This is a genomic window from Hymenobacter sp. (genome assembly GCF_036388155.1).
In the GTDB taxonomy this organism is placed as follows: Bacteria; Bacteroidota; Bacteroidia; order Cytophagales; family Hymenobacteraceae; genus Hymenobacter.
The window spans coordinates 1-5610 of sequence record NZ_DASVSI010000085.1 but is presented as its reverse complement, the minus strand read 5'-3'; the positions used below and the strand labels follow the sequence as shown (position 1 = coordinate 5610).

At 61.6% G+C, this 5610-nt stretch carries 6 protein-coding genes; 1 reads left to right on the top strand and 5 read right to left on the bottom strand.

Annotated features, from left to right (window positions below; genetic code table 11):
* Window positions 1-368 (bottom strand): sugar transferase (locus VF629_RS11835; RefSeq protein WP_331058689.1); only part of this gene is annotated, 368 nt, incomplete at its 3' end.
* Window positions 361-1152 carry a TauD/TfdA family dioxygenase gene (locus VF629_RS11830; protein WP_331058688.1) on the bottom strand — a complete coding sequence of 264 codons (792 nt, stop codon included), beginning with the start codon at window positions 1150-1152 and terminating at the stop codon, window positions 361-363. The genes VF629_RS11830 and VF629_RS11835, both read right to left, overlap by 8 nt.
* A 132-nt stretch (window positions 1153-1284) precedes the next feature.
* Between VF629_RS11830 and ispE the strand changes: the two genes are divergently transcribed.
* Window positions 1285-2106: a 4-(cytidine 5'-diphospho)-2-C-methyl-D-erythritol kinase gene (ispE, locus tag VF629_RS11825; RefSeq protein WP_331058687.1), complete on the top strand. Its 822-nt coding sequence runs from the start codon at window positions 1285-1287 to the stop codon at window positions 2104-2106.
* Between the two features lie 92 nt (window positions 2107-2198).
* Here the strand turns inward: ispE and VF629_RS11820 are convergent, their stop codons facing one another.
* The 3 genes from VF629_RS11820 to tgt all read right to left on the bottom strand — a co-directional run bounded on the left by VF629_RS11820 (window position 2199) and on the right by tgt (window position 5567).
* On the bottom strand, window positions 2199-3146 hold the full coding sequence (locus VF629_RS11820; RefSeq protein WP_331058686.1) for a DMT family transporter: 948 nt from the start codon (window positions 3144-3146) through the stop codon (window positions 2199-2201).
* Between the two features lie 103 nt (window positions 3147-3249).
* Window positions 3250-4329: an LptF/LptG family permease gene (locus VF629_RS11815; protein ID WP_331058685.1), complete on the bottom strand. Its 1080-nt coding sequence runs from the start codon at window positions 4327-4329 to the stop codon at window positions 3250-3252.
* Between the two features lie 107 nt (window positions 4330-4436).
* Window positions 4437-5567 carry a tRNA guanosine(34) transglycosylase Tgt gene (gene tgt / locus VF629_RS11810; protein WP_331058690.1) on the bottom strand — a complete coding sequence of 377 codons (1131 nt, stop codon included), beginning with the start codon at window positions 5565-5567 and terminating at the stop codon, window positions 4437-4439.
* Window positions 5568-5610: the final 43 nt, after the last annotated feature.

Here is a 5610-nt window from a genome sequence, read left to right as displayed (position 1 = left end):
GCCGAATACAGCGGCAGGTACTCGTGAATAAACGGCCGCGGGCCCACCAGGCTCAGCTCGCCGCGCAGCACGTTCCACAGTTGGGGCAGCTCGTCCAGGCTGGTTCGGCGCAGCCAGCGGCCCAGGCGGGTGAGGCGCTCGGCGTCGGGCAGCAGCACGCCGGCGGCGTCGGTGCGCTGGGTCATGGTGCGGAATTTCAGGACGAAAAACGGCCGCTCGCGGTAGCCCGTGCGCTGCTGGCGAAACAGCACCGGCCGCAGGCCCCCCAGCCACGCTGCGGCGGCCACCGCGGCCAGCAGCGGCGCCAGCAGCACCAGGCCCACGGTGGCAGCCGTCAGGTCGAACAGGCGTTTGGTGGCCTCATACATCGGCGGTCAGCTTGAAGCCGCTTTTGAGCAGGAAACGGTCGTTGGTGGCTTCGGCCCGGAAGGCGCGGCGGCCGTGCAGCACCTGGTCGTCCCACCAGGCCACAGCCTCGCCCGGCGCCAGCTGAATGGCAATTTCGGCCGTCGAGTTATTGATGTGGTCGAGCAAGAACTGCCGGAATTCTGCGGCCAGCGTGTGGTTTTCGGGGCTTTCGGCGGGGTCTACGCAGTGGTAGTTCCAATTCAGGCGGAGGCCGTCCGGGGTTTGGGCGATAATGGGCAGGTGGCGCGAGTCGCCGGCTTTAGCGAAGCGCACGGGCCGGTCCAGCAGCCTAGCGGCCAGGTTAGGGCGGTGCGTTTGCAACGACTGCCACAACACGTCGGCGTCCACAAACGTGGTTTCGCCGCCGGCGGGTGCTTGCACGAGGCAGTGCATAAACATCACCTCGGCGGGGTCGCTCAGGTACGACTCGTCGGTGTGCAGGGGCTGGGCGTTTTTGCTGAAGCGGTAGGCCGCGTCGTCGGGGATGTCGGCGTCGTAGCGCACCTCAATCCACTTGTGGCCGGTGCGGGCGCTGCCCTGGGCAAAGTCCTCGTCGAGGTGCAGGCATTGGCCGGTGGCCTCGGTCAGGGCCTCGTAGTAGGCGGGCCATTCGGGCGCGGGCAGCCAGTCGGCCAGGCCCCGCAGGTGCACGACTTTGGCCGAGGCCAGCGCGGCCCGCAGGTCGGCGGCCAGGGCCGTGGCGGCGCGGTGGGCCGGTATGGAAAGGGTGGTGATAAACGACATGACAAAGGCAAACGCACTACGGGCAACCCCTCATTAAACGCGCCAATCTTCGGAAAAGGACGGGTTTTGGTTGCCGAAGGCCATTACTTTGTGGGCAGTTGCGTCAGCAGCAGCCCAAAATTACGCCCCGATATGCTCACCTTCCCCAACGCCAAGCTCAACCTGGGCCTTTACATCACCGAGCGGCGTCCCGACGGCTTTCACAACCTGGAATCGGTGTTTCTGCCGCTGCCGTGGACCGATGCCCTCGAAATCCTGCCCGCCGAAGCCGGGCATGCCACCAGCATCACGCTCACCGGCCGCCCCATTCCCGGCGACCCGGCGACCAACCTCTGCGTGCGCGCCTACGAATTGCTGCAAGCCGACTTTCCGCAGCTGCCTCCCGTTCAAATCTACCTGCACAAAATCGTGCCCATCGGCGCGGGCCTGGGCGGCGGTTCCGCCGATGCCGCCTTCGCCCTGAAGGCGACCAACGACCTGTTTGGCCTGGCGCTTTCCCCCGAAACGCTGGAGAGCTACGCCCGCCGCTTGGGAGCCGACTGCGCCTTCTTCATTCGCAACAAGCCCGTATTGGCAGTGGAAAGGGGAGATGTTTTTCAGGATTTAGACCTGAACCTGAGCGGCACGGGCTGCGTGGTGGTGTATCCCAATCTGCACATCAGCACGCCCGAGGCTTTCGCGGGCATCAAGCCGCAGCCGCCGAAACACGCGCTGCGTGCGGCCCTGGCCCAGCCGCTGGCTACCTGGCGCGATACCGTCAGCAATGATTTTGAGGGTTCATTGGCGCCCAAGTACCCCGTGCTGGCTGAAATCAAGCAGCAGCTTTACGCCGCGGGCGCCGCTTACGCCAGCCTGTCGGGTTCGGGTTCGGCCGTGTACGGACTGTGGGCGGCCGGCGAATCCGCACCTGTGCAGTGGCCCGCAGAGTACTCGGTGTGGCGGGGCGTGCTGTAGCGCCAACAGAACGAGTATCCCGAAGCTCCGCTTCGGCCTGGTAAAACAATTCCGTTCCCACGGGCCGAAGCGGAGCTTCGGGGTACTCGTCATCAAACCGGAATTACCGGCTCCAAGTCAGGTTGCTTGTCCTTCAGCAACCGCGCCACCAGTGGGTGTATCAGCACGCTGAGCACGATGAGCAAGGTGCCAATGTAGAAGCCCGTGGACATGCGCTCCTGGTTGAATTGCGGCGCGTTCAGCAAGCCCTGACTGTGCAGCCAGTAAATGCCGGCCGCCATGGCAATGCCATAAACTGGCTCCAGATTGATGGTCAGGTTCACGGCAAAGGGCGAAATGCGCTTCATCAATTCCACGGAAGTAGAAAAGGCATACACCGTGCACACGCCAGCTAGCACGCCCAACCACAACCAGTCGTAATCCCGCCACGCGAGCTGCAAGCCTTGGCCCTCGGTGAAAAAGCGGCTGTAAATCGGGAAAAACAGCGTAATGCTCAGGCAGGCCCCCAGCATCTCATAAAACGTGAGCCGCAGCGGCGAATGCTGCTTAATTAGCTGGGAGTTTAGCACGCTAAACAGCGCCGACAGTCCAGCCGATAGCACCGCCACGCCTAAGCCCAGCAGCTGGTCCAGCTCGGCCTGGCTCACCAAGTACAGCCCCACCATCGTGATAAGGCCCAGGCCCACTTCGTAGCCGCGCACCCGCCGCCACAGCAGCAGCGGCTCCAGCAGCGACGTCCACAGCGCCAGCGTGGCCAACCCTGCCAAACACACGCTCACCGACGACAGCCGCGCGGCCAAAAAGAAAGTAATCCAGTGCGTGGCCACCAGCGAGCCCACCGCCAACAGCCGCACCGCCTGCCTGGCAGGAATGCGCCATTCCATCTTCCGGCCCACGAGCAGCGCGGCCAAGCCCACCGAGGCCAGCAGCGTGCGCCAAAACACCAGCTCCACCGGCGGCACGCTCAGCAGCTTGCCCAAAATGGCCGTGAAGCCCCACAGGAGCACAATGAAATGAAGCTTGAGGTAGTCTTTTAGCATGAGGTGAGGTGGTGAGATGATGAACTGGTGAGTTTGACGTTTCGCTTGCGCGAGCTGCGCAGCTAAAACATCAAACTCACCAGTTCACCATCTCACCATTTCGCTACTTCGGCACAAACCGGTACAGCGCCAGGCCGATGACCGTGAACACCATGCTGGGTATCCAGGCGGCTACCAGGGGGGCAAGGCTGCCCACTTGGGCCAGGTTGCGGCTCAGCATGACGAAAATGATGAACACGAACGCCAGCACGAAGCCCAGCGCAATTTGCCCGCCCACGCCGGCCCGCGACTTGCGGGCGCTGAGCGTGACGCCAATCAGGGTGAGAATGACGATGGCAAAGGGGTAGGAGTACCGCTCGTACTTCTCGCTCAGGTACAGTTGGGTGTCGTCGGCCCCGCGCTCTATTTTGGTGCGAATGAAGGTGTTAAGCTCCGGGAGCGTCATGGTTTCGGCCAGGCGGTAGGTGCTGGCGAAGTCCTTGGGGAAGAGGTTGAGGGTGGTGTCGCGGGCCGGCAGGGTCTGCAGCCGCTCGTCCTGCGGCCCGTGAAACGTGCGCACCAACTGCGGCGATAAATGCCACACCTTCTTGGTCGAATCCCAACTAATCACGTCGGCCGTGAGCCGGCGGCGCAGCACCGTGCCGTCGATGGTTTCCAGCGCAAACTTGTAGCCCGTGTTGCTGTCGTTGGTGTAGCTCTCCATGTACACGTAGCTGCGCGGCCCAATGCGGATGTGCACGTTGCGCCCCTGAAACCGGTAGGGCCGCTTCACATAGGCCCGCTCAAACGCCACGCGCGACTTGTTGCCCAGCGGCAATACCCAGCCAATCAGCCCAAAAATCAGCATGCCCACCACCGTGCCGCCGATGGCGTAGGGCAGCATGAGCCGCCGAAAACTCACGCCACTGGCCAGAATGGCCACAATCTCCGTTCGCGCCGCCAACTGTGCCGTCACAAACACGACGGCAATGAAAATGGTAATGGGCGAAAGCAGGTTGGCGAAATAGGGAAACAAATAGATGTAATAGCCGAAAATAACGGTCGACATCGACAAGTTATGCTGGATAAAATCGTCGTTTTTCTCCGTGAAATCAATGACGCAGATAACCGACACGAGAATAACCACCGAGAAAAAAAACGCGGCGAGAAACTTCTTAATGATATACTTATCGAGGATATTCACTTTGAAGGAATTATGAGTTTTGAATTATGAATTATGAATGGAGTCGCGGCAGTCTTGGCTCAAATGCCACTTGATAATTCATAACTCATATTTCATAATTAGGCTGTTTACAGCCTCGTCATTACCTGCTTCACCATCCGGTCTTTCCAGGGGCCAAACGTGCCGGCCACGATTTGCTTGCGTGCTTCCTTCACCAGCCACAGATAAAACGCCAGGTTGTGCGCCGATGCAATTTGCGGGCCGAGCATTTCCTGGCTTTGGAACAAATGCCGCAGGTACGCCCGCGAGTAGAACGTGCTGGCGTGCCCGCCCAGTTCGGCGTCGATGGGGGAGAAGTCGGTGGCCCACTTCAGGTTCGTCACGTTTAGGATGCCTTGGGTGGTGAACAGCATGCCGTTGCGGGCATTACGGGTCGGCATCACGCAGTCGAACATGTCCACGCCCAACGCAATGTTCTCCAATATGTTGGCCGGCGTGCCCACGCCCATCAGGTAGCGCGGCTTGTCTTTGGGCAAGATGTCGCACACCAGCTCGGTCATTTCGTACATCAGCTCGGCCGGCTCGCCCACGCTCAGGCCGCCAATGGCGTTGCCCTCGCGGCCCTGAGCCGCAATAAACTCCGCCGAACGCACCCGCAAATCCTTGAACGTGCTGCCCTGCACAATCGGAAAAAGAGCCTGCTTGTAGCCGTAAAGCCCCTCGGTGCTGTCGAAGCGCTGAATGCAGCGCTGCAGCCAGCGGTGCGTCATGTCGAGGGAGCGAGCAGCGTAGTCGTACTCGCAGGGCCAAGGCGTGCACTCGTCAAACGCCATGATGATGTCGGCCCCGATGACGCGCTGGATATCCATCACGCCCTCGGGCGAGAACAAATGCTGGCTCCCGTCAATGTGCGAGCGGAATTTAACGCCCTCCTCCTTGATTTTGCGGGTGTTCGAGAGCGAATACACTTGGTAGCCGCCCGAGTCGGTGAGGATGGGCCGGTCCCAGCCGTTGAACCGGTGCAGGCCGCCCGCGGCGCGCAGCACGTCGAGGCCCGGCCGCAGGTACAGGTGGTAGGTGTTGCCGAGGATAATCTGGGCGTTGATGTCCTGCTTCAGGGTTTGCTGCGACACCGCTTTCACGGTGCCGGCCGTGCCCACCGGCATAAAAATGGGCGTTTCAATGGCCCCGTGGTCGGTCTGCAGCAGTCCGGCGCGGGCCTTGGTGCCAGGGTCGTTGGCGAGAAGGTCGAAGGTCATGTAGGAAAGGCGTAGCGCAGTAGCGCGAACTTTGTAGTTCGCG

Coding starts and splice junctions, on each gene's coding strand:
- VF629_RS11830 (WP_331058688.1), bottom strand. CDS start 1,152: ATGTCGTTTATCACCACCCTTTCCATACCGGCCCACCGCGCCGCCACG.
- ispE (WP_331058687.1), top strand. CDS start 1,285: ATGCTCACCTTCCCCAACGCCAAGCTCAACCTGGGCCTTTACATCACC.
- VF629_RS11820 (WP_331058686.1), bottom strand. CDS start 3,146: ATGCTAAAAGACTACCTCAAGCTTCATTTCATTGTGCTCCTGTGGGGC.
- tgt (WP_331058690.1), bottom strand. CDS start 5,567: ATGACCTTCGACCTTCTCGCCAACGACCCTGGCACCAAGGCCCGCGCC.